Below are 26,641 nucleotides of genomic sequence, written 5' to 3'. Positions count from 1 at the left end.
TGTAGTCGAACAAACCGCCGTTCAGGCGAGTTCATCCAGCAAGGCCAACAACATTTCGCGCTTTTCAGCACCCAGCTTATCAATCAGTTTCTGTTGCGCTGCTTCCCACGCCGGCAACGCAGCGGCCAGCCGTTGATGGCCGGCGTCAGTCAACACCACCAGGCGGTTGCGCAAATCGTCGCCCTCCACCAACTGCACCAGCCCCTCGCCTTCCAAGACACGCAGGTTGCGCCCCAGGGTGCTGCGATCCAGGCCCATGGCGTCCGCCAGGCTGGAAATGCTCGGCTGGTCGAGACGCTGCAGGTTGCACAACAGAGAATACTGGGCAACGTTGATCCCGAAGCCGTCGAGAGCGCCGTCGTAGTGCCTGCTGACGCCACGGGCGGCGCGTCGCAGGTTGGTGCATAAACATTGGGAGGCAAGCATAGAGCGTGTATATACCCGGAGTTAACCAATTGCAAGAAAGCGTTACAACGCCAGCCCGACCAACACCGCGACTTCAAGCAGCTCCAGCAGTGCACCAGCGGTATCGCCCGTGGTGCCGCCCAGACGCTTGACCATCAACTGGCGCAGCCACACGAAACACAATGCCGCCAGCAACACCGCGATGCCGCCGCTGAAACCGCCGATCAGGATGCAGGCCAACCCGCTGAGGATCAGCACCTGCTGGCCGACAATTCGCGGCAGATGGTCTGACAGTGCCTGGCCCAATCCGCCCGCGCGCACATAGCGCGTGGTGAGAAACAGTGCCAGCATCGAGGCGCGTCCGATCAGGGGCGCCAGGATCAAGGCGGCGCCATTGTGTTGTTCGATCAACGCCACCAAGGCGCTGAACTTGAGCAGCAGCACCAGGCCCAGGGTGACCACCGCAATCGGGCCGCTGCGCGGGTCTTTCATGATGCTGAGGGTGCGCTCGCGGTCGCCAAAGCCACCCAGCCAGGCATCGGCGCTGTCGGCCAGCCCGTCCAGGTGCAAGCCACCGCTGAGCAACACCCAGGCCGTGAGCAGCAACGCGGCGTGCAACAGCAACGGGGCGCCCAGCAACACCTGGTTGAGGCCCCATAACAGCACGCCGAACAGCAACCCTACCAGCGGATAAAACAGCAACGAACGGCCCAGCTCTTGAGGCTGCGGCATGCCCGGCAAGCGAATGGGCAGGCTGCTGAGAAATTGCAGGGCGATCCAGAACGGCAGCATCGTCAGCGTCCTTCCTTCAACACGCCATCGGCTTCAACCTGCAGGCCGAACAGGGCACCGTGACCCACTTCGACATTCAGCAGTTGCTCACGGGGCAACCCTCGCGCCTGGGCCAGCAGCAGGCGCATTACACCGCCATGACTGATCAACAGCACGCGCTGGCCAGCATAGGCCTGATGCAGCCGGGCGACAGCGCCAAGCACCCGCTCGGAAAACCGGATGACCGGCTCGCCCTGCGGCGGCGTGAAGGCATAGGGGTTGGCCCAGAACAAGCCCAGCCCTTCGGCATCGGTATCCATCAACGCGGCCGCACTCTGCCCTTCCCAGGCGCCGAAGTGAAGCTCCTGCAAGTCAGGCTCCAGACTCACCGGCAAATCAAGTTGCGTCCCCAGCTCCCGGGCGAACAGAGCGCAGCGTTGCAGCGGCGAGCTGATCAGCCGATCCCATGGTCCCTGCCCCACCACTGCGTCGCGCATCTGCTGCCAGCCGTTGGCGGTCAGCGCATCGTCCAGGCTGCCACGCAGGCCACCGCCCAGTTCGGTTTCGCCGTGGCGCAGCAGGTCCAGGCGCAAGGTCATGCGGGGCGGTCCGCCACGGCGGCTTCGGCGAAGGTCGCCATTTGCCCGTGCAGCGCACACGCCAGGCGCAACAAGGGCACCGCCAACGCCGCGCCGCTGCCTTCGCCCAGGCGCAGGCCCAGTTCCAGCAACGGCTGCGCTTGGAGGCTGTGCAGCACATGGCGATGGCCCGGCTCGGCGCCCCGATGGCCGAACACCAGCCATTCGCGACACGCCGGGTTCAAGCGCACCGCGACCAGCGCGGCCACGCTGCAGATGAACCCATCCACCAGCACCACGACGCCTTCCTGGGCGCAGGCCAGGTAGGCGCCGACCAGCGCGGCTATTTCAAAACCACCGAGATTGAACAGGGTTTGCAGCGCATCACTGCGCTGGCCCGCGTGCAACGCCAAGGCCCGTTCAATGACCGCGACCTTGTGGCTGACCCCAGCAGCGTTCAAACCGGTGCCAGGGCCTGTGAGGTCAGTGACCTGGCAATCCAGCAATGCGCAGGCCAAGGCACTGGCGGCAGTGGTATTGCCGATGCCCATCTCACCGCCGATAAAGAGTTGCGCGCCGCTTTCCAGGGCGCGGCGTGCGCTGTCTCGTCCAGCTTGCAAGGCCAACTGCCCTTGGGCTTGGGTCATCGCCGGGCCATGGACGAAATTGGCCGTGCCCGCGCCGATATTCAGGTGACGAACGCCGGGCAGATCCAGGGACGGCGTGACGGTGCCGAGGTCAACCACTTCCAATTGCGCTTGCAGTTGCTGCGCCAACACGCTGATTGCCGCACCACCGCTGACGAAGTTTTGCAGCATCTGCCCGGTCACCGCCTGGGGAAATGCCGAGACACCTTCAGCGACCACACCGTGATCGCCAGCAAAAATCGCGATCCATATGTGATCTACCGAGGGTTTGGCCTGGCCCTGCAAACCCGCCAGCTGCACCGCCAGCGCTTCCAACTGGCCGAGGGAGCCGGCGGGTTTGGTCAACTGCTGCTGACGCGCCAGCGCCTGTTCGTGGGCCGTGGCATCAATAGTCTTGCAGGGGTTGAGCCACCAGGAATCGGTCATAACGCAGTACCTTTCAAAGTCAGGGGCAGGCCGGCAACCGTCAGCACAACGCGCTGACATTGCTCGGCCAAGGCTTGATGCAGCCAACCGGCTTCATCCACATAGCGGCGAGTCAATTCGCCCAGCGGCACGACACCCAGGCCGGTCTCGTTGCTGACAAAAATGATTTCCCCCGGCAGCGAGGCCAGGGTTTGCAACAGTTGATCGCGCTCGAAGGCAAGACGCGCCGGGTCTTCGAGCATCAGAAGATTGGTGAGCCATAAGGTCAGGCAATCCACCAACAGGCAGCGATCAGTGGCGGCGTTTTCACGCAGCACGCGCGCTAGGTCGATGGGCTCTTCAACCAGGCCCCAATGGTCGGGGCGACGCTGGCGGTGCAGTGCGACGCGCTCGTTCATCTCACCGTCGAGGGGTTGGCTGGTGGCGATATAAATGACGGCAAGCCCGCTCTCTGCGGCAAGCTTTTCGGCCAGGCGGCTCTTGCCCGAACGGGCGCCGCCGAGGATCAATTGATACATGCAAAGGCCCCTGGTAAACAATGTGGGAGCGGGCTTGCTCGCGAACGCGGCGTGTCAGTGAATGCATTTTTGGCTGACCCACCGCATTCGCGAGCAAGCCCGCTCCCACAGTTAAATTGTGGTGCGTCAGGTGGACACAAGGCGGTCGCCAGAGCGCTATCGCAGGCAAGCCAGCTCCCACAGGAAACCTGATCGGCTTTTGCGCAGGCTTTTGATTTTGATCTCATGCGCCCCGTTAAACCACGCTGGCCGAACGCAGGCTTGAATCCGTGGGTAACCCGGCAGGACGCCGGGTTAGCCGCACTGGGCCAGGGATGGCCCATTGCGGCGGCCCACGGATTCAAGCCGGAGAGAGGGCACACCGAGCCTAGGCGAGGTGCCGAGTGGTGGGGCGAGGACCTTTTGGTTACTTTTGGGTCCTTCCAAAAGTGACCCGCTGTAAGAGCGGAACCATAAGTGGTCGTTGCCGCAGCAATGGATATGTACACCGATCCACCGCTATCGCCGGCAAGCCAGCTCCCACAATTGGGTCGTGTGAACACCGTCAGATCCCACATAGCTTGCGCAATAAATCGGTATCCAGGTGATGCTCCACCAAGTCCGCCAAGCGCTCGATATCGCGCTCGCGCAAGCCGTGATAATCCACCTCTTGCACGTCCTGCAACCCGGCCCAACGCAGCAAAGCACTGCACGCCGCCGGGGTCTCGAATAAGCCGTGCAGGTAGGTGCCTAGAATTTGCCCATCGGCGCTCTGTGCACCATCGCTGCGGCCATCGTCCAGCAGCACCGCAGCGCTTGCCAAGGCAGCGCCGCAGGTTACCCCCGCATGGATCTCATAACCGCTGACTTCGGCGTCTTCCAACACCAGGCGTCCACGCACGTTGCGCAACTGCTTCTCTTGTTCCAGGGTGGTGCTGAACGCCAGTAACCCGAGGCCGTCGCTGGAGCCCGCATGCCCTTCCAGGCCCAACGGGTCATGGACTTGCTCGCCGAGCATCTGCAAGCCGCCGCAGATCCCCAGCACCTTGCCGCCATAACGCAGGTGCCGCGCCACGGCGGTGTCCCAGCCATTGGCACGCAGGTAGGCCAGGTCACTGCGCACGCTTTTCGAGCCCGGCAGGATGATCAGGTCAGCAGCCGGTATCGCCTGGCCCGGCCCGACGAACTGCAAGTCCACCTGGGGATGCAAGCGCAGCGGGTCGAAATCGGTATGGTTGCTGATGCGCGGCAGCACCGGCACCACCACCTTGAGCACCTGGGCGGCTTTGTCGATCTGGCGCTGGTCGATGCCGTCTTCCGCCTCCAGGTGCAGGTCCATCACGTAGGGCAGCACGCCGACCACCGGTTTGCCGGTGCGCGCTTCGAGCCAATCCAGCCCGGGTTGCAGCAACGCGATATCACCGCGAAAACGGTTGATGATGAAGCCCTTGACCCGCGCCTGCTCGCTGGGCGACAGCAGTTCCAGGGTGCCGACCAGATGGGCGAACACGCCACCGCGATTGATGTCTGCGATCAACAGCACCGGGCAGTCCACCGCTTCGGCGAAGCCCATGTTGGCGATGTCATTGGCGCGCAAGTTGATCTCGGCCGGGGAGCCCGCGCCTTCGACCATCACCACCGGGTAGGCCTGGCTCAAACGCGTGTGGGAGGCCAGCACCGCTTGCATCGCAATGGCTTTGTAGTCGTGGTAGGCCACGGCATTCATGCTGGTGACGGCACGGCCATGGATGATCACCTGGGAACCGGTGTCGCTGTTGGGCTTGAGCAACACCGGGTTCATATCGGTGTGGGGCGCCAGGTAGGCGGCCTGGGCCTGCACCGCCTGGGCGCGGCCGATCTCGCCGCCTTCGGCGGTCACCGCGCTGTTGAGCGCCATGTTCTGCGGCTTGAACGGTGCCACCGCGACGCCCTGGCGTACCAGCCAGCGACACAGCGCGGTCACCAGGGTGCTTTTGCCGGCGTCAGAGGTGGTGCCCTGCACCATCAGCGTGGTCATGTGGCGTCCTTGTAGGCGGCCAGGGCTTCATCAAGGCGCAGCCAGTCGGCTTCGGTGTCGGGCAGGCCCAAGCGCACGCTGCTGTTGTGTACAAACAGGCGCAGCAGGATGCCGCGCTGGGCCATGAATTCGTACAGCCGTTCAGCGTGGGGGGTAATCAACCACTGGAACAAGGCGCAGCCACCGTGGGGTTGAAGGCCGCGGCGCTCAAGCAACTCGAACAGACGCTGGCCGGCTGCGATGCAACGACTGCGCTGGCGCGCATGCCCGTCGGTGTCGCGCAGGCACACTTGGCCCAGCACCCGCGTCGGACCACTGACAGCCCAGGGCCCGACCTGTTCGGCCAACAGCTTGAGCAACTTGCGCTCGGCCAGCACAAAGCCCAGGCGCACGCCGGCCAGGCCGAAGAACTTGCCGAATGAGCGCAGCACGATCAAGCCGACCTGATCGGCATGGCTGGCCAGGCTCAAATCCGGGGTTACGTCAATGAACGCCTCGTCTACCACCAGCCAGCCACCACGTTGGGCCAACCGCGCATGCCAATCCAGCAGGCGTTGCGGGCTCAGGCTCAAGCCCGTGGGGTTGTTGGGGTTGACCACGACCAGCACGTCGAGGCTGTCGAGAAAGAAGTCGACTTCCTGCTCCTGCACTTCACGCACCACATAACCGGCACGGCGCCAGGCTTCGGCGTGCTCGGCGTAACAGGGCGAAAGCACGCCGACCTTACCGGAACGACGCAGGCGCGGCAGCAGTTGAATCGCTGCCTGGGAGCCCGGCACCGGCAGCAACGGGCCGGCACCGTAATACTCGCTGGCAGCCTTCTCCAAGCCGTCATCGGTTTCCGGCAAGCGCGCCCAGGCACGCAAGGGAATCTCGGGAATCGGCCACGGCCAGGGCGCCAGGCCGCTGGACAGGTCGAGCCAATCCGCTTCGGCAATGCCGTACTCAATCGCGGCCTTACGCAGCCGACCACCATGTTCAAGCATAGATTTGCGCCCCCACGCACAGGACCAGCAGCCACAGCCATACGCCGCGCTGCACCAGTTGCCAGCCGCGATCAATGGAATCGGCGTCGGCCGGCGGGCCTTCGCCCAATGGCGGGCGCTGATGCACCTCGCCGTGATAAATCGCCGCACCGCCCAGTTCGACACCCAAGGCACCGGCCCCCGCGGCCATCACCGGGCCGGCGTTGGGGCTGTCCCAGGTCGGCCCCTGGGTGCGCCAGCATTTGAGCGCCAGGCGGGTTTTGCCCAATAACGCGTAGGTTAAGGCCACCAAACGCGCAGGAATATAGTTGAGCACATCATCGATCCTGGCGGCTGCCCAGCCGAAGCGCTCAAAGCGCTCATTGCGATAGCCCCACATGGCGTCCAGGGTATTGCTGAGGCGATAGAGCACCACGCCTGGCACACCGGCCACCACAAACCAGAACAACGCAGCGAATACCGCATCGCTGCCGTTCTCCAGCACCGATTCGGTGGCAGCACGGGCGACTTCAGTGCGGTCCAGTTCGCTGGTCTGGCGGCTGACCAGGTAACTCACCCGCGTGCGCGCTTCGTCCAGGTCGTCACGGCGCAGGGCCCGGGCCACCGGCATCACGTGCTCGCCCAGGCTGCGCATGCCCAGGGCGCAGTACAACGCCAGGATCTCCAGTAGCCAGCCGATATAGGGCGCCCACGACAACGCCGTGGCCAGCAGGGTCAGCGGCACCACCGCGATAAACCACGCGGTCACGCCATGGCTGCGCCAGCCACGCCCACCGCTATTGAAACGTTGCTCGATGCGCCCGGCGAAATTGCCGAACGCCACCAGCGGATGCCAGCGCCTGGGCTCACCCAGCAGCGCATCCAGCGCCACTGCAGCGACACACAGCAAGGCCACACTCATTGACTCACTCCCCACGTGTTTTCATACAGCATGTCACTTAGCGGTCGCGGCACGGCCCAGCCTTCTAGCTGCAACATCGGTGCCGGGTAAAACTCGGCCACCGGCCCCAGGCACAACACGGCCAGGGGTTTTGCGCCGGGCGGCAAGCCCAGCAGCTCGGCCAGGGCCTGGGGATCGAACAGCGAAACCCAGCCCATGCCCAATCCTTCCACGCGCGCCGCCAGCCACAGGTTCTGGATCGCGCAGGAGAGCGAGGCCATGTCCATTTCCGGCAAGGTGCGGCGCCCGAAAATGTGGCGCTCACGATCGTCCATCAAGGCGGCGACCAGTACCTCGGCGCAGTCGTTGATGCCTTCGACCTTGAGCTTCATGAACGCATCGGAGCGTTCGCCCAATGCTTCGGCGGTGCGCACGCGCTCTTCTTCTACCAACTGTTGAATCTGGCTGCGCAACGGGCGATCGCTGATGCGGATAAAACGCCACGGCTGCATCAGGCCGACGCTGGGTGCCTGGTGCGCGGCGTGGAGCAGGCGTTGCAGCAGTTCAGGCGCGACGCTGCCGCCGCTGAAGTGGCGCATGTCGCGGCGTTCGGCGATGGCGCGGTAGACGGCATCGCGGTCAGCTTGGGGGAATGCGTTGTCAGTCATGGCCTCTTCGCGAGCAAGCCCGCTCCCACATTTGAAATGCATTCCCCTGTGGGAGCTGGCTTGCCTGCGATAGCGGTCTCAAGGTCTGGCGCAAACAACGCGGCCACCGCGCCAAGATTCGACGGAAAATAAAAGTGTACGTAGGAGGCGGTCAATCGACCTTGGCGGTAGACCGCTTCAGCCCCGCGCCCGCCGTTAGGGCTCAGGCCACGGGCAATCGGCGCCCATTCGGTACTGGTCAGGGAATGGTGATAGGTATGCCCACGCAACGTGCCCTCCGGCAGCTCAACGCTTTGCAGCGCCAGGGCCGCGAGTTTCTTCTGCATCACTGCATCGCCTTGTAACAAGCCAACCAGTTCGGCGCGTGTACCCTCCACATCGGTCAACGAGTCGAGCAGATAGAGCATGCCACCGCACTCGGCGAGCAGCGGTTTGCCAGCGGCGTGATGAGCACGAATGGCGTCCAGCATCGCGGTATTGGCCGATAATGCCTGGTGGTGCAGTTCTGGATACCCGCCGGGCAAATAGAGGCTGTCAGCCTCGGGCAACTGGCAATCATGGATCGGTGAGAAGAACTTCAGCTCGGCGCCCATCGCCCGCAGCAAATCCAAACTGGCGCCGTAGGTAAAAGCAAAGGCTTCGTCACGGGCCACGGCAATACGCACACCGGCCAGCAAGGGTTCGGCTTCGATCACCTCGGGCGCGGCAAAGGTCACCGGCGGCGGCAGGGCCACTTCGCAACTGCTGCCCAACGCCTGGGCGGCGGCGTCCAGGCGTACATCAAGGTCGTTCAGTTCGCTGGCTTGCACCAGGCCCAGATGACGGCTGGGCAGTTCGATGCCGGTCTCGCGGGACAATGCACCGTACCAACGCAAGCCTTCGGTGAGGCTGCCTTCGAGCAATTGCGCATGGCGCAACGTGCCGACGCGGTTGGCCAGCACGCCGGCGAACGGCAGGTCGGGTTGATAGCGCGCCAGCCCGAGGGCCAGGGCGCCGAATGTCTGGGCCATGGCGGTGCCATCGATCACACCCAGCACCGGTACACCGAAGTGCCGCGCCAGGTCAGCGCTGGAAGGCGTGCCGTCGAACAGGCCCATCACGCCTTCGATGAGAATCAGGTCGGCCTCCCCCGCCGCCTCCCAGAGCAGGCGGCGGCTTTCCTGCTCGCCCACCATCCACATGTCCAACTGGTACACCGGCGCGCCACTGGCACGCTCGTGGATCATCGGGTCGAGAAAGTCCGGCCCGCATTTGAACACGCGCACCTTGCGTCCCAAGTTGCGGTGCAAACGCGCCAGCGCGGCGGTGACCGTGGTTTTGCCCTGGCCGGACGCCGGAGCGGCGATCAATACGGCCGGGCAATGACGGGGCTGATTCAAAGTTCGACGCCTTTTTGTGCCTTGATACCTGCCTGAAACGCGTGCTTGAGCATGCCCATTTCGGTGACGGTGTCGCCCATTTCGATCAGCTCAGGCTTGGCGCCACGGCCGGTGACCACCACATGCTGCATGGGCGGGCGCGCTTGCAGGTCGCTGAGTACCTGGTCCAGGTCGAGGTAACCGTGCTTGAGGGCGATGTTCAGCTCGTCCAGCACCACCAAGCCGATAGAGGGGTCATTCAACATGGCCCGAGATACCACCCAAGCCGCTTCGGCGGCGGCGATATCGCGCTGGCGGTCCTGGGTTTCCCAAGTGAAACCTTCGCCCATCACATGAAAGCGCACCTGCTCGGGGAAGCGGCGGAAGAACAATTCTTCGCCGGTGCTGTTACGCCCCTTGATGAACTGCACCACACCGCATTGCATGCCATGGCCCATGGCGCGGGCCAACATGCCGAACGCCGAACTGCTCTTGCCTTTGCCATTGCCGGTCAGCACCAGCAGCAGGCCGCACTCGTTGGGGGAATTGGCGATGCGCTCGTCGATCACGGCTTTTTTGCGCAGCATGCGTGCCAGGTGGCGTTCGTCGCGTTCGGGGGAATCAGTCATGGCAGCTCTCCGTTGGGGCTGGACAAAAACGGCGGGCAGGAAAAAGAAAAATCAGACAGCCAAGCATCGCCCACCGTGATGCTGTTGGATGATCCAGGCCGGTCTCCGGACTCATGAGTGGCGCTTTTGATAGCAAGCAACCGAGGGTGCGCCTTCCCATATCGCACGCGATACAGTGGCAAACAGCACCGTCTTGACTCATTTACCGTTGCGGGGGCAGCGCCGGAATCGCGGCAGCACTGTGTACAAGTGCGCTCACTCACCGGCTTCCCTGTTTCACTCTGTCGACGCGCGCGCCACAGAGCACCTGGAACAAGCCGCGAAGGTTAGTGGGTTGGGGATGGAGCGTCAATTAAAGCTGGCCTTGTACTTGAACCATCCGCCGTTCGTGCTTCTCTACCCCTACAGGTATCAAGGAGAAAACCATGCCTAAAACCCGACTCGCCCTACTGATCATGTTCGCCGGCAGCCTCGCTGCGTGCGGCGAAAGCTCGACCCTGCAGGTCGCCGATGGCACCGGGCCCTCGCCCCGACTGCCGGAGCCGAACAAGACGCTGATCCCCACCGTCAATATCGCCCCGGCCATCGGCTGGCCAGAAAGCGCCAAGCCCGTCGCCGCTGCCGGCACCCAAGTGGCCGCGTTTGCCGAAGGCCTGGATCACCCGCGCTGGCTTTACGTATTGCCCAACGGCGACGTGCTGGTGGCCGAGACCAATGCACCGCCCAAGCCGGACGACGCCAAAGGCCTGCGCGGCTGGGTGATGGAAAAAGTCATGGACCGCGCTGGCGCCGGCGTACCGAGCCCGAACCGCATTACCTTGCTGCGCGATGCCGACCATGATGGCGTGGCAGAAACTCGCACGGCGTTCCTGGAAAACCTCAATTCGCCGTTTGGCATGACCCTGGTGGGTAACGACCTGTATGTGGCCGACTCGGATAAATTGCTGCGCTTCCCCTATCAGCCGGGCGAAACCGCGATCACCTCCCCCGGCACCAAGGTGGTGGATTTACCCGGTGGCCCCTTGAACCACCACTGGACCAAAAACGTGGTGGCCAGCCAGGACGGCAGCAAACTGTACGTGAGCGTCGGCTCCAACAGCAACGTCGGCGAAAACGGCCTGGAAGCCGAACAGGGCCGCGCCGCCATTTGGGAAGTCGACCGCGCCAGCGGCCAGCACCGCATTTTTGCTTCTGGCCTGCGCAACCCCAACGGCATGGCGTGGGAACCGCAGAGCGGCAAGCTGTGGACGGCGGTCAACGAGCGCGACGAAATCGGCAGTGATCTGGTGCCCGACTACATCACCTCGGTCAAGGATGGCGGCTTCTACGGCTGGCCTTTCAGTTATTACGGCCAGCATGTGGATGTGCGTGTCACCCCGCAGAACCTGGACATGGTCGCCAAGGCCATCGCCCCCGATTACGCGGTTGGCCCTCATACTGCGTCGCTGGGGCTGACCTTCGCCGAGGGCAGCAAACTCCCCGCCCCCTTCACTAATGGCGCATTTATCGGCCAGCATGGTTCCTGGAACCGCAAGCCGCACAGTGGCTACAAGGTGATTTTCGTGCCGTTCGAAGGGGGCCAGCCGAAAGGGCAACCGGTGGATGTGCTGACGGGGTTTCTTGATAGCGATGAGAAAGCCATGGGCCGGCCGGTTGGGGTGGTAATTGATCAGCAAGGGGATTTGCTGGTGGCCGATGATGTGGGCAATAAGGTTTGGCGGGTGTCGGCTGCTAAGTAGATCGCCACACACCAATGTGGGAGCGGGCTTGCCCGCGATTACGGTGGCCCAGCCAACTAATCCGTTGACTGACACACTGCATTCGCGGGCAAGCCTGCTCCCACATTTTGGAGTTTTATTGATTCAGGGATTACGCGCCAGGTTCCCCGGCAACACGCGCTTGGCACTCAGGTAGGCATTCTGCCAATACGCTTTGGATAGCGTATCCAGCTTCACCGTACCGCCGGTTTGCGGTGCGTGCACGAAGCGCCCTTCGCCCACATAAATACCCGCATGGCTGACCCGCGAACCACCACCGGTGGCGAAGAACAGCAGGTCACCGGTTTGCAGGTTTTGTTCGCTGACGTCCTGGGCACGCATCACGATCAGTTCGCGAGTGGTGCGCGGCAATGAGATGCCGGCGGCGTCGCGGAATACAAAGCCGATCAGGCCGCTGCAATCAAAACCCGAGTCCGGTGTGTTGCCGCCCCAGCGATAAGGCGTGCCGACCAGGCCCAGCGCACGAAAGAGCACGTCTTCGGCAGCCGGCGAGAAATTCTGGGTGGCATAGTTGAACACCGGCTTAGGCTTGACCGCGACGGGCGCGGGCGGCGGTGTGCGACTGGCGCAGGCGCTGAGCAGCGCGGCGCAAACAATGAGCATCAGGCGGGCCGAGGTCGACATGTGCAGAACAATCCTGGTCTGGATGCGGCTTTCGCTGCCGAACGTTGAAAACCAGAACGCGCAAGCAAAGCTCGCGCGAACGGATGACAACAATGTCCAGAGATTCTAGCGCTTACACGTCAAACTTCAAGTATCACTTTAACTTTACTTACTAGCGGTAACCGTGGTCGGGGCCATGGCGAGTGCGCGCTTGGCTTCGATGAAGGTTTTGCTCCAGTAGCTGTCACCCAGGTTATCGACCCGAACACCACCACTGCGGCGGCTGCTGGAGTGAATAAACTGGTTATCGCCCAGGTAGATACCGGCGTGGCTGACACGACCGCGGCCACTGGTACTAAAGAAAAGCAGATCACCGGGCTTGAGGTTGTTTCGCGCGACCAACGGTGCATTCACGTTGATCATCTCGCGCGTGGAGCGCGGCAGATTCATGCCGGCTTCTTCACGAAACAGGTAGCCAATGAAACCACTGCAATCAAAACCGGCTTCCGAGGTGCCGCCGAAACGGTAACGGGTACCGATCAAGGACATGCCGCGCTCAAGGATGCTGTCGGCCAGAAGAGGCAGTTGGTAAGGCTTGCTGTCAGAGAACTCGGCGAGTTCTTTCTCGGTTGCCACCTCTTCTTCATAAACAGAAGCAGACTGTGCAGCAACGAACTTTGCCTGATTTTGAACCTGTGGTTTTTGCTGTTCTGCCACCTGCTGAGGGTGGGAGGCGCAACCAAACAACAGGGTAACGAGTGCGAGAGGCACGAGGGGTGCGAAGCGATTTAGCATGGGCACGACCGTGGCTGATGTGTAAAGAAGCCGAGACTATGCCCTCTATCACATCGATTTGCAAATTCAATCGTGATCTATGTGACTTATCGTTTCGACTATGCCATCTAAGCCGTGATTCCATTTATCGCTTCAGTTGCGTAGTCCTTTGGGCTCAAACGCAGGTTTTCTGACGCCTTGAAAATGCCGACACAGGGAAAATCAAGACGTTACCAACCCAAGGTTTCTTTCAGGAAAGGAATCGTCAATTTTCTTTGTGCTTGTAAAGAAGCCTGGTCGAGCTGTTCAAGCAAATCGAACAGTGCACTCATGCTGCGGGTGCCACGGGTGAGAATAAAGTGCCCGACTTCGTCAGTCAGGTGCAGGCCACGACGCGAAGCACGCAGTTGCAGCGCACGCAGCTTGTCCTCGTCGGACAACGGGCGCATCTGGAAGATCAGCGCCAGGGTCAGGCGCGACTTGAGGTCGGCCAGCTTCACCGGCAGCTCACGAGGCGATGTAGAAGCCGCAATCAGCAGGCGTCGGCCGCTGTCGCGCAGGCGGTTGAACAGATGAAACAGCGCCTCTTCCCACTCTGCTTTGCCGGCCACTGCCTGCAGGTCGTCGAGACATACCAGTTCGTACTGCTCAAGGTTATCGAAGATGCCGATGCCGCGGTCCATCAACTCTGCCAGGGGCAGGTACACCGCCGGTTCGCCCATCTGTTCGAAACGCAGGCAAGCGGCCTGCAGCAGGTGGGTGCGCCCCACGCCATGCTTGCCCCACAGATAAATCAGGCTTTCAGTCCACCCGGCGTCGGCTTCGCAGAGCCGCTCGACATAGCCGAGTGCAGCGGCATTGGCGCCTGGGTAGTAGTTGATAAAGGTAGCGTCATCACGCAGACGCACACCTAGGGGCAGCTGAATCGGTTTCATGCTGACTGAACGGCTCCCATCGAACCGTTAGTGGCCTCTGTGTAAAGTTTGCAAAGTTTATACCCGTGACGCCGGGCGCACAATGCAGCAGACCACAAGCAAAATCAAAGGTTTGCGTTAACTCGCAGGTTTACGCGAATTGTTTGACGCACCCGGCGCCCATAACAACAAACCCGGCCAAGGCCGGGTTTGTGACATTGCGATTACAACTCGGGCTCATCCACCCCTGTGTAAACGTCCGAATCCTTGTACAGGTCGTGCACATGGCGCACCAGCACCATGATCACCGCCGCCACCGGCAACGCCAGCAGGATGCCGGTAAAGCCGAACAGCTCGCCCCCCGCCAGGATCGCAAATATCACCGCCACCGGGTGCAGGCCAATTCGATCGCCCACCAGCAGTGGCGTCAGCACCATACCTTCCAAGGCCTGGCCGACCATGAACACCGCGACAATCCCCAGCATCGGGTACAGGTCGCCGCCAAACTGGAACAGCCCCGCCACCAGCGCCGCGCCGATGCCGATCACAAAGCCCATGTACGGCACGATGGCCGCCAGGCCCGCGATCAAGCCGATCAACAGCCCCAGCTCCAGGCCGATCGCCATCAGGCCGGCAGCGTAAATCACGCCCAGGGCCAGCATCACCAGCAGCTGCCCGCGCACGAACGCACCCAGCACCTCATGACACTCCGCCGCCAGTGAAACCACGCGCTCTTCGCGGTCACGGGGCAGCAGGCTGCGGATCTTGGCCATCATGATGTCCCAGTCTCGCAGCAGGTAGAACGCCACCACCGGGATCAGCACCAGGTTGGTCAACCAGCCGATCAGCGCCAGGCTCGACGCGGTTGCCTGGCTGAGCACCACCGTGACGATGTCGGTGGTCTTGTCCATATGCTCGCTGATGGCCGCCTTGACCTTGTCGAACTTCCAGAAGCCATCTGCCAGCCCGAACTTGGACTGGGCCCACGGCATTGCCGTGTGCTGCAACCAGTCGAGCATCTGCGGCGCCAGTTCATAAAGGCGGAACAGCTGCTTGGCCAACATCGGCACCAATATCAACACCAGCGCCGTGATGATCAACGTGAACAGCGCAAACACCGTGATCACGCCCCAGGTGCGCGACATGCCGACTTTTTCCAGGCGATCCACCACCGGATCGAACAGATAGGCGAGCAGCAGCGCCACCAGGAACGGCGTCAGGATCGAATGCAGCAAGAACACAAAAACGCACAGCAGGACAATCCCGCCAAGCCACACCCAACGACGCGTATCCGCCATAAACCACTCCATCTGTTATTTACGCCCTTCTTCTATATAGAAGGAGGAACACCGTTTACCAACGAAAACGCAGTTGCGCCTGAGGCTCAGGTGCAGCCGCCGGTTGCGCACCATCGACCACGGCTGGCTGGGCCGGGGCTTCGCCAGCAGGAATTTCCTGCAGCTTGGCCAAGCTCAATTGGGTGCGCAGTTGTTCGGCGCTGCCATTGACGCGATACACAATCCGGTTGCCATCCACTAAATGCGGCTGGCCGCCAAAGGGCTCCAGCAAACGACCCAGGGCGGCGTAGCGCTCCAGGTTCATGCCTTGCACTTCAAGCAGTTGCTCAGTGCTCACGCCCGGCTTGACGGCAAAGCGTGGCGCCAGCTTTTGACTGACCGCCAGCAAGACAGCGTCGGCGAGCGCGGCAGTGTCAGCGCCTTGGGCGGCGCCTTCCTCAGCCTTGTCGCCCAGCCACAGGCGCCATTTGGCCTGCCATTGACTGCCTTCCTGACGCGCATGCACTGCCAGCAACGCATCGGCACCGTAGCGCTCGGACGCTGCACGCAAAGGCGTGGCGTCCGGGCTTTCAAGATTCGGCGCGGTGGCGACTACCTGTTCATCCAGGTCTCCCAGCGGCAAGCGCAGCGGCAGACCCCGGTGCTGCGCGGCCCGGCGCAGGGCCTGGGCAACGGCCTGGCCATCGCCGACCAGGCTGCTGCCTTCGGTTGAATCGTTCAGCCACCACCCCAGGATTGACGGCCGGTTGCTGCCCCAGATCGACAGGCCCGCATCACGCAAGGCGCGGTCGGTGCTGACCGGGTCGAAGTCCACTTGCAGGCTTTCCGGCGGGCCGGCGTCGTAGCCGTACTGGCTGATGATTTGTTGCGGATCTTTGCGGATCGCCGCCAGGCCCGGGCCATCGGCGGCCTTGGCGTCGCCGGTCAGGCGGATCACCAGGGTCTGCACGGCACGCTGGGTGGCTTGGTCGCGCTCTTGGGGCGACTGGCTGCTGACCGGTTCAAGTACTTGATAGAGGCCATTGAGGGTTTCGGCATGACTCGCCAGGCTGACCAACGACAAGCAGCCTACAAAGAAGAATTTACACAGACGCATGGAAGATTCCCGAACGACAAATTTAGCGGTTGGAACAGACCGCGTGATCTCGGTTTGGCAAGGCTGTGACACAGCGACCGGTAAAACATTCACAGGGTCCCGGTAAGTTTTCATACTGTCATAACGCTAGCGAGTTCAAGGCTATACCTTAATACGCACGATTACCGGCCCGATTTGCATTTTTTTGAGCTCATATGCCCTGCCCGTCGGCCCGAGGATGGCCGCTGCCCCTCAAGCCTGATAAAATCGCGCGCCTTCGCAGACCGTCAACGGCAGGGCCCTTTCCAAAAGCCCCCGCCCGCCCGGTCGTTACCCAGAAATCCCCCCTAAAGGCCTGGATCATGAGCAAGCAACCCTCCCTGAGCTACAAGGACGCCGGTGTAGACATCGACGCCGGTGAAGCATTGGTCGAACGCATCAAGAGCGTCGCCAAGCGCACTGCGCGCCCTGAAGTCATGGGTGGCCTGGGCGGTTTTGGCGCCCTCTGCGAAATCCCGGCCGGCTACAAGCAGCCTGTACTGGTGTCCGGCACCGACGGCGTGGGCACCAAGCTGCGCCTGGCCCTGAACCTGAACAAGCACGACAGCATCGGCATCGATCTGGTCGCCATGTGCGTCAACGACCTGGTGGTGTGCGGCGCCGAGCCGCTGTTCTTCCTCGACTACTACGCCACCGGCAAGCTCAATGTCGAGACCGCGACCCAGGTCGTGACCGGCATCGGTGCTGGCTGCGAACTGTCGGGTTGCTCCCTGGTCGGCGGTGAAACCGCTGAAATGCCAGGCATGTACGAAGGCGAAGACTACGACCTGGCCGGCTTCTGCGTGGGTGTCGTGGAAAAAGCCGAGATCATCGACGGCTCCAAAGTCGCTGCTGGTGACGCCCTGCTCGCCTTGCCATCGTCCGGCCCGCACTCCAACGGCTACTCGCTGATCCGCAAGATCATCGAAGTGTCCGGCGCCGACATCGAGAACATCCAGCTCGACGGCAAGCCACTGACCGACCTGCTGATGGCGCCGACCCGCATCTACGTCAAGCCACTGCTCAAGCTGATCAAGGACACCGGCGCCGTCAAGGCCATGGCCCACATCACCGGTGGCGGCCTGCTGGACAACATCCCCCGCGTCCTGCCAAAAGGCGCCCAGGCGATTGTCGACGTGGCCAGCTGGCAGCGCCCGGCAGTCTTCGATTGGCTGCAGGAAAAAGGCAACGTCAACGAAACCGAAATGCACCGCGTGCTGAACTGCGGCGTAGGCATGGTGATCTGCGTTGCGCAGGAACACGTTGAAACCGCGCTGAACGTGCTGCGTGAAGCCGGCGAGCAACCTTGGGTCATTGGCCAGATCGCCACTGCTGCCGAAGGCGCAGCCCAGGTTGAACTGAAGAACCTCAAGGCTCACTGATGCCCCAGACCTGTGATGTCGTGGTGCTGCTTTCCGGCACCGGCAGTAACTTGCAGGCCCTGATCGAGAGCACGCGCACCGGCGACAGCCCGGTGCGCATCGCTGCGGTGATTTCCAACCGCAGCGACGCCTACGGCCTGCAACGCGCCCGTGACGCGGGTATCGATACTCGCTCCCTGGATCACAAGGCGTTCGACGGTCGCGAGGCCTTCGACAGCGCCTTGATCGAACTGATCGACGCCTTCAACCCCAAACTCGTGGTCCTTGCCGGTTTCATGCGCATCCTCAGCGCAGATTTCGTCCGGCACTACGAAGGTCGCCTGCTCAATATCCACCCTTCCCTGCTGCCCAAGTACAAAGGCATGCACACCCACCAGCGCGCCCTCGACGCCGGCGACAGTGAGCATGGCTGCAGCGTGCACTTTGTGACCGAGGAACTCGATGGCGGGCCTCTGGTCGTACAGGCAGTGGTTCCGGTAGAGTCAGGCGACTCGGCGCAGACGCTTGCGCAACGGGTGCATACCCAGGAACACAGGATTTACCCGCTGGCTGTTCGCTGGTTTGCCGAAGGACGGTTGATTCTTGGCGACCAGGGTGCATTATTGGACGGTCAGTTACTCGCGGCCAGCGGCCACTTGATTCGAACCTAGGAGATTTTATGCGTCGCGCCCTGCTTTTCGCTTTTGCGCTGTTCGCTTTGCCTGCCGTACAAGCGGCAGACCTTCACCCCTTCTCCGTCAGCTACACCGCCGACTGGAAACAACTGCCCATGAGCGGTTCGGCTGAACGCAGCCTGGCCAAGAATGGCGACGGTACCTGGACCTTGAATTTCAAGGCCTCGATGATGATTGCCAGCCTGACCGAAACCAGTGTGATCCTGTTCGACAAGGACACCCTGCAACCCAAGAGCTACAGCTTCGAACGCGGCGGCCTGGGCAAGGCGAAGAAGATCAACCTGGATTTCGACCAGAGCGCCAAGAAAGTCACCGGCTTTGAAAACAAAGACCCGGTCAATGTCACTCTCGAAAGCGGCATGCTCGACAAGTCCACCTATCAGCTCGCCCTGCAGCGTGATGTGGCTGCGGGCAAAAAGAGCATGAGCTACCGCGTAGTTGAGGGTACCGATACCGATACCTACGACTTCCGCGTGATCGGCTCGGAAAAGGTCCAGACCAAGGTCGGTTCGATCGACGCGATCAAGGTCGAGCGCGTGCGTGATCCGTCGCAGAGCAAGCGCATCACCCAGATGTGGTTTGCCAAGGACCAGGGCGGCATCCTGGTTGCCCTGCGCCAGGTTGAGACTGATGGCAAGGAGTACAACATAATGCTGCAGGATGGCACTGTTGACGGCCAGGCCGTCAAAGGTAGCTGATGCGCTGATGTGCTGGAAAAGAGCCTCGCTGAATGCGGGGCTTTTTTTTGCCTGGAATTTTCAGCGCGACCACTACCGCTATCGCAGGCAAGCCAGCTCCCACAGGGGAATGCATTTCAAGGTGGGAGCTGGCTTGCCTGCGATGGCGGTTCCGAGGTCAACCTAGTCGACCTGAACATGAAACTTTTGTCATAAAGCCTCTGCCATGGCGACGCAATGCCTTGGTTTACGCGGCCTCCAGCATTGTTGCGCTTCCTGCAATGAATTATTGCGCGCAAAATCAGTTTACTTAGCAAGCTAACAAATCATATAACAGAGGCCTGCGACGACTTGCCGCAGATCAACCAGAGATTGGAGCAAGCAGATGACTGTAAAAGTAACTGAACGCGACGATGAACACATGTCCCATGAAGCAGTAGGCCACGGGATTCACATCTGGGATGTCCATCAGCAAGACGTATTGGTCGGCATGTTCCACAACGAGAGCGACGCCCACAATTATAAGAACGAGCTCGAAACTCTCGAACTGCAACGCCAGGCAAAAAGCTCCTGAAGCTCTGAAATCATGTGGACGCCCGGCCCACGCAGCCGGGCCGTCAACAAGAAACCGCGCCTTTGGAGCGCGGTTTTTTTGTCAATAATCGCCATAAATAAATGTAACAAAAACACACACAAATAATGATTCTCGATATCATTCGTGCACCTTTCATTCAGGCTCACGAATCAGGGAATCAATTTGATGCATGGAAACAGCAGCAAGCCAGAAAACGCGTTACTGGAACGCTGGAGCGAAGCACTTGCCACTGCGCAATTTCAGGCCAGCCACATCAGCCTCCAAGCACTGATCAATACGCTGGCACCCGCCGCCGAACGTAGCTTCCAACGCCTGATCCAAGCGTTGTTTCGTGAAAGCCTGCTGGACCCCAGCACCCTCATTTATGACGAACGTGGGCATTGCTCGCTGACACTGCCTTGCCAAGCCCGGCTGCGTTTCGAACATTTGCGTCCTGGTCGCATGGCAAGCTGGGACCTGCGCGGCGAAGTCATCCTGTTGCGCGAAGGCCAGCCCGAACAGAAAATCCAGTTCCCCTCACAGTTGTTGACGCTGCTTAACGCCAGCCTTGAGTCGCCTGCCGACCGGGAAGTGCTCAACCGCCTCAACGTCGAGATCGACGACAGCTTCATCAACGACACCTTGTGCCTGGCCTTCCATGAGCAATGGACGCTCAAGTTGCATGCGTCCATGGACCCGGTGCATCAAGACAACCTGCTGAGTCATCTCAAGAACAGCCCGAGCGTTATCAACCCGACTTCCGTGCTTGAACAGTGGGGAACATTGGGTCACCCATGGCACCCCAACTACAAGACCAAGCTGGGCCTGAATACCGCACAAGTCATCGACTATTCGCCGGAATTCGAAGCACGCTTCCCCGTGCTGCTGTGCGCGCTGCATCGCCAATTTGCCCATGTCGAAAAGTTGGCCGGCACCGCAGATTACTGGCAGTGGTGGCGCGAGCGCTTCCCGCAAGCGGCACAGCACTTGACCGCAGTCCTGCAAGCACAGGGTCTTGAGGCAAGCGATTATCTGCCATTGCCCGCCCACCCTTGGCAGGCACGCCAGGAACTGCCTCAACTGTTCGCCAACGAAATTGGCGACAAGCTGCTGGTGCTGACCGATATCGTCGCGTTTACCGCCCACCCCACCATGTCATTCAGGACGGTGTTGCCTGAGGGCCGTCGCGATGCGCCGATGGTCAAGCTACCCGTGTCACTGCGCCTGACCAGCGTACAGCGCACCGTATCGCCGCGTTCAGCGCGCATGGGCCCAAGGATCAGCCATCTGCTGCTGAGCATCCTGGAACGCGAACCGGTCATTCAAAAACGCCTGAACATCGTTCCCGAGCGAATCGGTGTGCACTTCCAGCCACAACCGGCCAATGATGAGCACGCTCGCCACCTGGCGGTGCTCTATCGCGACAATCCCCAGAGCCAACTCCAGCCAGGGGAAATGGCCGTACCGGTGGGCAGCCTGTTTGCCATTGATCAACACGGCCAGCCGCTGCTGCGCCAATGGGTGCGCCTGAGCCAAGGCAAGGATGACGCGGCGGCCATGCTCGCGTTCTTCCATGACTACGCAGCGATCACCGTGCCAGCACTGCTGGGCATGTACTTGCGTTATGGCATCGCTTTTGAGGCCCATCAGCAAAACTCCTTCATGGTGATGGCCGCAGACGGACAATTGAGCCGCCTGCTATTGCGCGACTTCGGCGATATCCGAATCGACCGCAAGACCTTGCACGCCCACGGCCTGGACATTGAACTGCACGACCCGAAGATGACGCTATACGACGACGCAGGCTTCGTTCGGGACAAGCTGCTGCACACCGTATTCATGTGCCATTTGGGCGAGCTGATCCTGCTTGCTGCGCGCCACTTCGACATCCCCCAGGCGCTGCTCTGGCATGAACTGTCGGCTCAGGTCAGCCAGTGTTTTGACGACCTGCGCACGCAGGTTGACCCGCAGCGCTGGGCCACCGAGCGCGAAGCACTGCTGGAGCACGCGTGGCCGGCCAAGTCGTTCATGCGCATGCGCCTGCTGGAGAGTCATGCCGATATCGTCGGGCGTCTGCCTAACCCGTTGAGCGCGGCCGCCAATGCCGACTAACAACACCGCGCTGCGGCTGCTGGTGGTGATTCAGTTGGTGTCCATGGGGGCGATGGAAATGAGCGGCCCGTTCTGGCCGCTGCAAATCCAGAAGCTGCTGGGCGTTGCCAATGCCCAGTACACCGGCCTGCTGTCTTCGCTGGTGTATGCCGGGCCAATGATGGCGGCGATGATCCTGACGCCTATGTGGGGAAGACTGGGCGACCGCACCGGCCATAAGCTCATGATTATCCGCGCGCTGCTGGCGTTGGCGGTGTGCCAGGCGCTGGCTGCGATTACGCCTGATCCGTGGTGGCTGGTGGTCATCCGCGTGGTACAAGGCGCATTGGCTGGTTTCATCGCCGCGGCCCAAGCTTACGCGCTGGCCTGCTGCGGTGACGGCGGACGCGGGCATATTCTTGCCCGGCTGCAATCAGCCACCGCCGTAGGTTCCCTGGCCGGGCCGGTGTTGGGTGGCTGGCTGATGGACATATCCGGTTTCGCATTGCTGTGCTACAGCGCCACCGCCGTCTGCCTGTTGTGCGCGATAATCAGCGCGTTCTTACCCAGCGACTCACCACGATCGAGACCTACCCGCACGTCCCAGCCTGCCGCACTCCCCAAAGGCTGGATTGGCGCGATGCTGGGGATCATCGTATTGATCCAGGCAGCCAGGATGATGCCGCAACCGTTTTACGCCCTGTATGTCGCCGAGGTTTTGCACGCACCCGCGTGGCTGATCGGCGCCAGCTATGGCGCCAGCGCCTTGAGCCTGGCACTGTCCGCGCCGTTGTGGGGCCGCCTGTTCGACCGGCATCAGCCAGCCCATACGCTGCGCATCATCGAGTGGGTCACGTGGGCCTGCGCCTTCACGCTGGCCTGCACGGCACTGGCCAGTGAATGGGTGGGGTTTATCGCCAGCCGGCTGCTGTGGGGCGTGTGGCAGGGTGCTTTGTTGCCCGTGGCCTACACACTCATCGCCACTACCGTAGCGCACAGCCAGCAGGGTTTTGCCCTGGGCATGGGCAACAGCGCCGCCAAAGCCGGTGCGCTGTGCGGCGCCTTGTTGGGCGGTATCGGCATGGGGTGGGTGGGCCTGGCGCACAGCTTCTGGCTGGTCGCACTCACCTATGCCCTGGCCGCCGTGAGTATCCGCGCCATCCGTTCGTTTGCGCGAGCGCCTGAGACATCCGATTTTTCTGTCAATACTTCTAATAACTCTGAGACATGATCATGAACACATCGCAATGGGCAGTACTGCTGCCACTTCTTGGGTCGATAAGCGCCCCTGCCTGGGCCGATCAGACCGAACAGACACCGGCAACGCCGACCAGCCTGCAACTGCAGGCGACAGTGGTTTCGGCCACGCGCAGCGAAACCAGCATTGCGCAGATTCCAGGCTCGGTGCAGGTGATCAATGAAGCGCAAATCCGCCAGCAGACAGGTGCAGGACGTCGGGTCGCCGATATCCTCGGCCAACTGGTGCCCGGCATCGCGCCTTCCAGCGGCGGCATGAGCAACTTCGGCCAGACGCTTCGCGGGCGCAATACCCTGATCCTGATCGACGGGGTTTCGCAAAACGCCACGCGCGATAACTTCCGCCAGCTCAACAGCGTGGCACCGGAAAGCATCGAGCGCATCGAAGTGATCTCCGGCGCCAGCAGTGTCTACGGCGCAGGCGCATCGGGCGGCATCATCAACATCATCACCAAACGCAACCAAGGTGAAGACCTGGCGTTCAGCAGCAAGATCGGCATGACCGCCGGCAACAACTTCAGCCACAAGGGGTTCGCCTACCAAGCGTTCCAAAGCGCCACGGGCCGCAAGGGCCCGGTGGATTGGTACCTCTCGGGCAACACCGTGCAGCGCAACGATCAGTTCGACGGTAACGGCAAGCGCATTCCCCAGGACACGTCCCAGGGCAGCAACATGGACACCGATACCTACGACCTGCAAGGTCGCTTCGGCTATGAGCTTGATGATGACAAGAAGATCAGCCTGTCGCTGCAAGACTATAAAGACGAACAAGACACTCGCTACACCAAGAACCCACGCATCACCAGCAACGCAGTCGCCGTAAAAGGCCTGGACCTGGGCGACCAACCCTATACCCATAACCAGGCGGTCAACCTCAACTACGCCGACAAGGATTTCTACGGCCAGGGTTTGCAGGTGGAAAGTTACTGGCGGCGGGCGGATGCACTGTTCTTCCCAGACCTGTCCCGAGGCCGGGCAGGCGTGTCAGACAACAACAGCGTGCAGGACGTCTACGGCCTGCGGGCTGCAATCGACACACAAATGCCGGACATCGGCCCGGCAACGGGCAATCTGGTATGGGGCGCGGACTACGACCATGAAACCTCACGCCAGCGTGGCGACCAATACCGGGTCAATGGCCTGACCTACACCAAAACCGGTACCACGTTCGAACTGGGCCCAGATATCGAGACCACCACCAAAGCCATCTTTGGCCAACTCTCCTACGACATCGACAACTGGACCTTGCGCGGTGGCGTACGTCGCGAGTGGATTGAGAGCAAGGTCTCCGACAGCATCGCGTATGGCGAAATCGTCCAGACCGGCAACCGCGCGACGCTGCCCGGTGGCACGCTCAAATACGATGACACGCTGTATAACCTCGGGGCGGTGTACCACCTGACCGACAACCAGGATGTGTTCGTCAACTTCAGCCAGGGCTTTTCCCTGCCGGATATCCAGCGCTTCCTGCGTGACGTGAACAGCAAATACGATATCCAGAACCTCAATGCCCAGGCCCTTAAAGTCGACAGCTACGAGCTGGGCTGGCGTGGCGACTGGGACAAGTGGCAGGCCAGTGTCACCGCGTATGAAAACACCTCGGATGTCACCCAGTTCTATGATGCCAATGATCGTGTGCTGCGCCTGATCAATCAGAAAGAGCGCGTGCGTGGCGTCGAAACCGGCCTGACCTATAACATCACCGACCAATGGTCCGTCGGCGGTACTTACGCTTACGCCAAAGGCGAGACCCAGCAGAACGGCAAATGGATCGACTTGCCTGCCACCCGTATCTCTCCCGCCAAGACCACAGCGTTTGTCGGCTATGAACGTGACGACTACAGCCTGCGCTTGCAGGGTATGCGCCTGGCCAATTATGACGCGGCGGCCAAGGACAACAACGGTCGCGATATCCAGGGCTACACCCTGGTCGACCTGCTCGGCTCGGTAAGGTTGCCGGTAGGTCGCCTGGAAGGTGCGGTGTACAACCTCACCAACCGCAACTACCAAAACATGTTCGCCCAGGCCAACGCCCGCGCACCGTACCCGAATGCCGAGGGTCGTACCTTCAGCCTGAGTTACGCAGTGGATTGGTAACCGGCTGGTGCTGCACGCTTAAAACACAAACCCCGCCTTTTGGCGGGGTTTGTCATTTCCAGCGGCTTACCACATCAGATCATCAGGGATCTGGTAAGCGGCGTACGGATCATCCTCGTCCGGCACCTGGCTTTCGGTGAGGATGTTGAGCTGCACGATACGCTCCGGAGCGCGCTCCTGGATCTTCAGCGCCGCTTCCCGCGGGATCACCTCGTAGCCGCCACCGTGGTGCACGATCGCCAGGGAGCCGTTGCTCAGCTTGTTGCGCATCAGCGTGTTGACCGACAGGCGCTTGACCTTCTTGTCATCGACGAAGTTGTAGTAGTCCTCGGTGGTCAGCTTGGGCAGGCGCGAGGTCTCGATCAGTTGCTTGACCTGGGCGGTACGCGCCTTGGCCTCGGCTTTTTCCTGCTGCTGACGGTTCAGCTCCTGATCACGCTTGACCTTCTCGGCGTGTGCCTCAGCGGCCAGGCGCGCCTGGGTATCATCGACTTCGGCCTGGCCCTTGTGGACCAGGCGCTGCTGTTTCTGCTTCTCTTTGCCGACCTGTTTGGCCTGCTTTTGGTTGACCAGACCTGCTTTGAGCAACTGGTCGCGAAGGGAAAGGCTCATGGTGCTTACTCACTTAGGCAGCTGCTCAACCGCAGCTGGACACATTCTTTTCCTGGCGTTTGGCTTCGCCCCACAGGGCGTCCAACTCTTCGAGGGTGCAATCTTCTATGGGTTGGTGCGTATCGCGCAATGCCTGTTCGATAAATCGGAAACGTCGTTCGAACTTGGCATTGGCACCGCGCAAGGCGGTTTCCGGGTCGACCTTGAGGTGACGGGCCAGGTTGACCGCGGCAAACAGCAGGTCGCCGACTTCATCGGCAATGGCTACCGAGTCGTTATCGGCCATGGCTTCGAGCACTTCGTCCAACTCTTCGCGCACGTTATCCACCACCGGCAACGCGGACGGCCAGTCGAAACCGACCTGGCTGGCGCGCTTTTGCAATTTGGCCGCGCGGGACAACGACGGTAAGGCGGCGGGCACATCATCGAGCAGGGAGAGTTGCTCGGGAGCGTCGGACTTTTCTGCGCGCTCCTCGGCCTTGATCTGCTCCCAGCGCTGCTTGACCTGTTCTTCGCTCAACCGCGGGATATCCAGCGGCGCGTACAGGTCGCCCGTTGGGAACACGTGAGGATGCCGTCGGATCAGCTTGCGGGTAATGCTGTCGATCACGCCGGCAAATTCGAAGCGCCCTTCTTCCCGGGCCAGTTGGCTGTAATACACCACTTGGAACAGCAGGTCGCCCAGCTCGCCTTGCAGATGGTCAAAGTCGCCGCGCTCGATGGCGTCGGCCACTTCATAGGCTTCTTCCAGCGTGTGCGGGACGATGGTCGCGTAGGTTTGCTTGATGTCCCACGGGCAGCCGTATTGCGGGTCGCGCAGGCGGCTCATCAGGTGCAGCAGGTCTTCGAGTGAATACATCGTGTCTCTTTCCGCTGAATATCTAATGTGGGAGCTGGCTTGCCTGCGATGCCGGCGACTCGGTGCATCAGTTAG

At 61.5% G+C, this 26,641-nt stretch carries 26 protein-coding genes and 1 riboswitch; of the genes, 8 read left to right on the top strand and 18 right to left on the bottom strand.

Going from position 1 to position 26,641, the window contains the following annotated elements; translation table 11 throughout:
- Window positions 1–21: 21 nt before the first annotated feature.
- From DK871_RS14590 to cobO, 11 genes are all read right to left on the bottom strand, one after another.
- On the bottom strand, window positions 22–426 hold the full coding sequence (locus DK871_RS14590; RefSeq protein WP_161905521.1) for a MarR family winged helix-turn-helix transcriptional regulator: 405 nt from the start codon (window positions 424–426) through the stop codon (window positions 22–24).
- Between the two features lie 42 nt (window positions 427–468).
- A complete protein-coding gene (locus DK871_RS14585) occupies window positions 469–1,197 on the bottom strand; it encodes an adenosylcobinamide-GDP ribazoletransferase (protein ID WP_161905520.1) in 729 nt (242 codons plus the stop codon).
- A gap of 2 nt (window positions 1,198–1,199) precedes the next feature.
- The gene (gene cobC / locus DK871_RS14580; protein ID WP_161905519.1) at window positions 1,200–1,775 is read right to left on the bottom strand and encodes an alpha-ribazole phosphatase family protein; all 576 of its coding nucleotides are present in this window, start codon (window positions 1,773–1,775) and stop codon (window positions 1,200–1,202) included.
- On the bottom strand, window positions 1,772–2,827 hold the full coding sequence (gene cobT / locus DK871_RS14575; RefSeq protein WP_161905518.1) for a nicotinate-nucleotide--dimethylbenzimidazole phosphoribosyltransferase: 1,056 nt from the start codon (window positions 2,825–2,827) through the stop codon (window positions 1,772–1,774). Before cobT ends, cobC begins: the two co-directional genes overlap by 4 nt.
- A complete protein-coding gene (gene cobU / locus DK871_RS14570) occupies window positions 2,824–3,345 on the bottom strand; it encodes a bifunctional adenosylcobinamide kinase/adenosylcobinamide-phosphate guanylyltransferase (protein ID WP_161905517.1) in 522 nt (173 codons plus the stop codon). Before cobU ends, cobT begins: the two co-directional genes overlap by 4 nt.
- Window positions 3,346–3,889: 544 nt before the next feature.
- Window positions 3,890–5,341, bottom strand: a complete 1,452-nt coding sequence (locus tag DK871_RS14565) for a cobyric acid synthase (protein WP_161905516.1) — start codon at window positions 5,339–5,341, stop codon at window positions 3,890–3,892.
- Complete coding sequence (cobD, locus tag DK871_RS14560) at window positions 5,338–6,327, bottom strand: threonine-phosphate decarboxylase CobD (protein ID WP_020302677.1); 990 nt, start codon at window positions 6,325–6,327, stop codon at window positions 5,338–5,340. The genes DK871_RS14565 and cobD overlap by 4 nt, the downstream gene beginning before the upstream one ends.
- On the bottom strand, window positions 6,320–7,228 hold the full coding sequence (cbiB, locus tag DK871_RS14555) for an adenosylcobinamide-phosphate synthase CbiB (protein ID WP_161905515.1): 909 nt from the start codon (window positions 7,226–7,228) through the stop codon (window positions 6,320–6,322). The genes cobD and cbiB overlap by 8 nt, the downstream gene beginning before the upstream one ends.
- Window positions 7,225–7,875: a 5,6-dimethylbenzimidazole synthase gene (gene bluB, locus DK871_RS14550; RefSeq protein WP_161905514.1), complete on the bottom strand. Its 651-nt coding sequence runs from the start codon at window positions 7,873–7,875 to the stop codon at window positions 7,225–7,227. The genes cbiB and bluB overlap by 4 nt, the downstream gene beginning before the upstream one ends.
- Window positions 7,872–9,254 (bottom strand): cobyrinate a,c-diamide synthase, encoded by a 1,383-nt coding sequence (locus DK871_RS14545; protein WP_161905513.1) that lies wholly within the window; start codon window positions 9,252–9,254, stop codon window positions 7,872–7,874. The genes bluB and DK871_RS14545 overlap by 4 nt, the downstream gene beginning before the upstream one ends.
- Window positions 9,251–9,862 (bottom strand): cob(I)yrinic acid a,c-diamide adenosyltransferase, encoded by a 612-nt coding sequence (cobO, locus tag DK871_RS14540; protein WP_161905512.1) that lies wholly within the window; start codon window positions 9,860–9,862, stop codon window positions 9,251–9,253. Before cobO ends, DK871_RS14545 begins: the two co-directional genes overlap by 4 nt.
- 78 nt (window positions 9,863–9,940) lie before the next feature.
- Window positions 9,941–10,188, bottom strand: a riboswitch (cobalamin riboswitch).
- 99 nt (window positions 10,189–10,287) lie between these two features.
- Here cobO and DK871_RS14535 point away from each other — a divergent pair.
- Window positions 10,288–11,601 carry a sorbosone dehydrogenase family protein gene (locus DK871_RS14535; RefSeq protein WP_161905511.1) on the top strand — a complete coding sequence of 438 codons (1,314 nt, stop codon included), beginning with the start codon at window positions 10,288–10,290 and terminating at the stop codon, window positions 11,599–11,601.
- A 123-nt stretch (window positions 11,602–11,724) separates the two neighbouring features.
- Here DK871_RS14535 and DK871_RS14530 read toward each other — a convergent pair whose 3' ends face one another.
- From DK871_RS14530 to DK871_RS14510, 5 genes are all read right to left on the bottom strand, one after another.
- Complete coding sequence (locus tag DK871_RS14530; RefSeq protein WP_003193049.1) at window positions 11,725–12,264, bottom strand: C40 family peptidase; 540 nt, start codon at window positions 12,262–12,264, stop codon at window positions 11,725–11,727.
- A 144-nt stretch (window positions 12,265–12,408) separates the two neighbouring features.
- A complete protein-coding gene (locus tag DK871_RS14525) occupies window positions 12,409–13,038 on the bottom strand; it encodes a C40 family peptidase (RefSeq protein ID WP_003193051.1) in 630 nt (209 codons plus the stop codon).
- A 209-nt stretch (window positions 13,039–13,247) separates the two neighbouring features.
- Window positions 13,248–13,952: a DnaA regulatory inactivator Hda gene (gene hda / locus DK871_RS14520; protein ID WP_003193052.1), complete on the bottom strand. Its 705-nt coding sequence runs from the start codon at window positions 13,950–13,952 to the stop codon at window positions 13,248–13,250.
- A gap of 203 nt (window positions 13,953–14,155) precedes the next feature.
- A complete protein-coding gene (locus tag DK871_RS14515) occupies window positions 14,156–15,229 on the bottom strand; it encodes an AI-2E family transporter (RefSeq protein WP_003193054.1) in 1,074 nt (357 codons plus the stop codon).
- Window positions 15,230–15,284: 55 nt separating this feature from the next.
- Window positions 15,285–16,325 (bottom strand): DUF2066 domain-containing protein, encoded by a 1,041-nt coding sequence (locus DK871_RS14510; protein ID WP_161905510.1) that lies wholly within the window; start codon window positions 16,323–16,325, stop codon window positions 15,285–15,287.
- Window positions 16,326–16,666: 341 nt separating this feature from the next.
- On the opposite strand from DK871_RS14510, the gene purM reads away from it, so the two are divergent.
- From purM to DK871_RS14475, 7 genes are all read left to right on the top strand, one after another.
- The gene (gene purM, locus DK871_RS14505; protein WP_014719398.1) at window positions 16,667–17,725 is read left to right on the top strand and encodes a phosphoribosylformylglycinamidine cyclo-ligase; all 1,059 of its coding nucleotides are present in this window, start codon (window positions 16,667–16,669) and stop codon (window positions 17,723–17,725) included.
- Entirely contained in the window at window positions 17,725–18,375 is a 651-nt protein-coding gene (gene purN / locus DK871_RS14500; protein WP_161905509.1) for a phosphoribosylglycinamide formyltransferase, read from the top strand. Before purM ends, purN begins: the two co-directional genes overlap by 1 nt.
- Before the next feature lie 8 nt (window positions 18,376–18,383).
- Entirely contained in the window at window positions 18,384–19,097 is a 714-nt protein-coding gene (locus DK871_RS14495; RefSeq protein WP_161905508.1) for a DUF3108 domain-containing protein, read from the top strand.
- Between the two features lie 364 nt (window positions 19,098–19,461).
- Window positions 19,462–19,650 carry a hypothetical protein gene (locus DK871_RS14490; protein WP_003193064.1) on the top strand — a complete coding sequence of 63 codons (189 nt, stop codon included), beginning with the start codon at window positions 19,462–19,464 and terminating at the stop codon, window positions 19,648–19,650.
- Window positions 19,651–19,836: 186 nt separating this feature from the next.
- Window positions 19,837–21,762 (top strand): IucA/IucC family siderophore biosynthesis protein, encoded by a 1,926-nt coding sequence (locus tag DK871_RS14485; protein WP_161905507.1) that lies wholly within the window; start codon window positions 19,837–19,839, stop codon window positions 21,760–21,762.
- Complete coding sequence (locus DK871_RS14480) at window positions 21,752–22,972, top strand: MFS transporter (protein WP_161905506.1); 1,221 nt, start codon at window positions 21,752–21,754, stop codon at window positions 22,970–22,972. Before DK871_RS14485 ends, DK871_RS14480 begins: the two co-directional genes overlap by 11 nt.
- 2 nt (window positions 22,973–22,974) lie before the next feature.
- Window positions 22,975–25,095, top strand: a complete 2,121-nt coding sequence (locus DK871_RS14475; protein ID WP_161905505.1) for a TonB-dependent receptor — start codon at window positions 22,975–22,977, stop codon at window positions 25,093–25,095.
- Between the two features lie 66 nt (window positions 25,096–25,161).
- Here DK871_RS14475 and DK871_RS14470 read toward each other — a convergent pair whose 3' ends face one another.
- Together DK871_RS14470 and mazG are read right to left on the bottom strand one after the other, a co-directional pair.
- Window positions 25,162–25,707: a DUF2058 domain-containing protein gene (locus DK871_RS14470; protein WP_014719402.1), complete on the bottom strand. Its 546-nt coding sequence runs from the start codon at window positions 25,705–25,707 to the stop codon at window positions 25,162–25,164.
- Window positions 25,708–25,732: 25 nt separating this feature from the next.
- The gene (mazG, locus tag DK871_RS14465) at window positions 25,733–26,566 is read right to left on the bottom strand and encodes a nucleoside triphosphate pyrophosphohydrolase (RefSeq protein ID WP_161905504.1); all 834 of its coding nucleotides are present in this window, start codon (window positions 26,564–26,566) and stop codon (window positions 25,733–25,735) included.
- Window positions 26,567–26,641: the final 75 nt, after the last annotated feature.

Source organism: Pseudomonas sp. L13, assembly GCF_009935965.1.
GTDB classification, from domain to species: domain Bacteria; phylum Pseudomonadota; class Gammaproteobacteria; order Pseudomonadales; family Pseudomonadaceae; genus Aquipseudomonas; species Aquipseudomonas lactis.
Note: the sequence above shows the minus strand (reverse complement) of the source record. Positions and strands in the feature narration are given on the sequence as shown.

Bases quoted from the DNA above. Each gene is read 5' to 3' on its own strand.
- DK871_RS14590 (WP_161905521.1), bottom strand. From the start codon at position 426: ATGCTTGCCTCCCAATGTTTATGCACCAACCTGCGACGCGCCGCCCGT.
- DK871_RS14585 (WP_161905520.1), bottom strand. From the start codon at position 1,197: ATGCTGCCGTTCTGGATCGCCCTGCAATTTCTCAGCAGCCTGCCCATT.
- cobC (WP_161905519.1), bottom strand. From the start codon at position 1,775: ATGACCTTGCGCCTGGACCTGCTGCGCCACGGCGAAACCGAACTGGGC.
- cobT (WP_161905518.1), bottom strand. From the start codon at position 2,827: ATGACCGATTCCTGGTGGCTCAACCCCTGCAAGACTATTGATGCCACG.
- cobU (WP_161905517.1), bottom strand. From the start codon at position 3,345: ATGTATCAATTGATCCTCGGCGGCGCCCGTTCGGGCAAGAGCCGCCTG.
- DK871_RS14565 (WP_161905516.1), bottom strand. From the start codon at position 5,341: ATGACCACGCTGATGGTGCAGGGCACCACCTCTGACGCCGGCAAAAGC.
- cobD (WP_020302677.1), bottom strand. From the start codon at position 6,327: ATGCTTGAACATGGTGGTCGGCTGCGTAAGGCCGCGATTGAGTACGGC.
- cbiB (WP_161905515.1), bottom strand. From the start codon at position 7,228: ATGAGTGTGGCCTTGCTGTGTGTCGCTGCAGTGGCGCTGGATGCGCTG.
- bluB (WP_161905514.1), bottom strand. From the start codon at position 7,875: ATGACTGACAACGCATTCCCCCAAGCTGACCGCGATGCCGTCTACCGC.
- cobO (WP_161905512.1), bottom strand. From the start codon at position 9,862: ATGACTGATTCCCCCGAACGCGACGAACGCCACCTGGCACGCATGCTG.
- DK871_RS14535 (WP_161905511.1), top strand. From the start codon at position 10,288: ATGCCTAAAACCCGACTCGCCCTACTGATCATGTTCGCCGGCAGCCTC.
- DK871_RS14530 (WP_003193049.1), bottom strand. From the start codon at position 12,264: ATGTCGACCTCGGCCCGCCTGATGCTCATTGTTTGCGCCGCGCTGCTC.
- DK871_RS14525 (WP_003193051.1), bottom strand. From the start codon at position 13,038: ATGCTAAATCGCTTCGCACCCCTCGTGCCTCTCGCACTCGTTACCCTG.
- hda (WP_003193052.1), bottom strand. From the start codon at position 13,952: ATGAAACCGATTCAGCTGCCCCTAGGTGTGCGTCTGCGTGATGACGCT.
- DK871_RS14515 (WP_003193054.1), bottom strand. From the start codon at position 15,229: ATGGCGGATACGCGTCGTTGGGTGTGGCTTGGCGGGATTGTCCTGCTG.
- DK871_RS14510 (WP_161905510.1), bottom strand. From the start codon at position 16,325: ATGCGTCTGTGTAAATTCTTCTTTGTAGGCTGCTTGTCGTTGGTCAGC.
- purM (WP_014719398.1), top strand. From the start codon at position 16,667: ATGAGCAAGCAACCCTCCCTGAGCTACAAGGACGCCGGTGTAGACATC.
- purN (WP_161905509.1), top strand. From the start codon at position 17,725: ATGCCCCAGACCTGTGATGTCGTGGTGCTGCTTTCCGGCACCGGCAGT.
- DK871_RS14495 (WP_161905508.1), top strand. From the start codon at position 18,384: ATGCGTCGCGCCCTGCTTTTCGCTTTTGCGCTGTTCGCTTTGCCTGCC.
- DK871_RS14490 (WP_003193064.1), top strand. From the start codon at position 19,462: ATGACTGTAAAAGTAACTGAACGCGACGATGAACACATGTCCCATGAA.
- DK871_RS14485 (WP_161905507.1), top strand. From the start codon at position 19,837: ATGCATGGAAACAGCAGCAAGCCAGAAAACGCGTTACTGGAACGCTGG.
- DK871_RS14480 (WP_161905506.1), top strand. From the start codon at position 21,752: ATGCCGACTAACAACACCGCGCTGCGGCTGCTGGTGGTGATTCAGTTG.
- DK871_RS14475 (WP_161905505.1), top strand. From the start codon at position 22,975: ATGAACACATCGCAATGGGCAGTACTGCTGCCACTTCTTGGGTCGATA.
- DK871_RS14470 (WP_014719402.1), bottom strand. From the start codon at position 25,707: ATGAGCCTTTCCCTTCGCGACCAGTTGCTCAAAGCAGGTCTGGTCAAC.
- mazG (WP_161905504.1), bottom strand. From the start codon at position 26,566: ATGTATTCACTCGAAGACCTGCTGCACCTGATGAGCCGCCTGCGCGAC.